A 1,502-nucleotide genomic window follows, 5' to 3' on the forward strand; every position below is an offset into this window, starting at 1 on the left:
GCATAGGTTTATACACATCTCCAGTCCGCCAAGAATGCCCGACAGACAACACCGGTGCCGGGAAAAACCGTTAACATTCAAGCACTTGCGAATTGTGTTGTAAACCCTTGAAATTTCAGGTTTACTCTTGTCTTTTGCCTCAAGCAATTATGACTGAATCGACGCACTGGACGGACGTGGAATTTGCTGAACTTTACCTTGGGGATGCCCGCCTCGACAGGCGCGCAAGGAAGATCATGGAGCGCTTTTCGGATAGGCCGGCGGCCAGCATCCCCAAGTCGTGCAACGGCTGGGGCGAAACCATCGCCACGTACCGGTTTCTCGAAAACGAGGCCGTCGAGTGGCGTGACATCATGGCGCCGCACTGGTCCCAGACGCAGCAGCGCATGGGCGAACACCCAGTCGTCTTGTGCTTGCAGGACACGACCGAACTCAATTTTAATGGACAGCAGATCGAAGGCCTCGGGCCACTCAGCTATGAAGCCCAGCGCGGCATGTACGTGCATCCGACCTATGCCGTCACGCCGGAGCGGTTGCCGCTGGGCGTCATCGACGCCTGGATGTGGGCACGCGAGAAGATCGACGCCGACGGCGTGCGGCCGGGGATCAAGGAGAGCGGCCGCTGGATCGAGGGGTACGGACGGGTAGCCGAGATGGCGGCCGAGATGCCGGCGACGCGCCTGGTGTACGTGGCCGACCGCGAGGCCGACATGATCGAGTTGATGAAGTACGCCCAGGACTGCGGCACGCCGGCTGATTGGCTGGTCCGCGCGAAGACCGACAGGGCTTTGCCGGACGGCGAGAAATTGTGGGCGCACACGCTCGATGGCGCGCCGGTGGGGGAAATCAGCTTCACCATCGGCGCGCGCGACAAACAGAAGGGGCGCAAGGTGCGCCAGCAACTGTGGACCAAACGGGTGGAACTGCCGGCGCGGCACGGCGCCAAGATCGCGGCGACCTGCTTGATCGCGCGCGAAATTGGCGCGCCTGCCGGCGTCGAGCCGATCGAATGGCGTTTGCTCACCAACCGCTCGGCCACCACCAGCGACGAGGTGATCGAGTTGATCGACTGGTACCGCGCGCGCTGGGAAATTGAGATCTTCTTCCATGTGTTGAAAAATGCGTGCAAGGTCGAGGCGATGCAGCTGTCCCACATCGACAATATCGAGCGCGCGTTGGCATTGTTCATGGTCGTGGCGTGGCGCATCGCCCACTTGATGCGCCTGGGCCGCATCTGTCCGGATCTGGACGCGGGCCTGTTCTTTGATCCTGACGAAATCCGCGGAGCCTACCTGCTCACGAAGGAGCGACGGCCGGATCGACCTCCGACCCTGAACGAAGTCTTGCGACTGATCGCCCGCGTCGGCGGATTCTTGGGGCGAAAAGGCGACGGCGATCCAGGAGTGAAAACGATTTGGCAGGGGATTCAGGAAGTGCGCGTGGCCGCACTAACGATAAAAGCGCTACGCGAGGAAGCCGAGTGACTTGTGTATAAACCTATG

Annotated in this window: 1 protein-coding gene; it reads left to right on the forward strand. The window is 60.9% G+C overall.

The annotated features are described in order from the left end of the window. Positions 1-149: 149 nt before the first annotated feature. The gene (locus BM252_RS29770) at positions 150-1,484 is read left to right on the forward strand and encodes an IS4 family transposase (protein ID WP_093391389.1); all 1,335 of its coding nucleotides are present in this window, start codon (positions 150-152) and stop codon (positions 1,482-1,484) included. The last annotated feature ends 18 nt before the right edge of the window (positions 1,485-1,502 follow it).

Origin of the sequence: Rugamonas rubra, from assembly GCF_900114705.1 — a bacterium.
GTDB lineage: Bacteria > Pseudomonadota > Gammaproteobacteria > Burkholderiales > Burkholderiaceae_D > Rugamonas > Rugamonas rubra.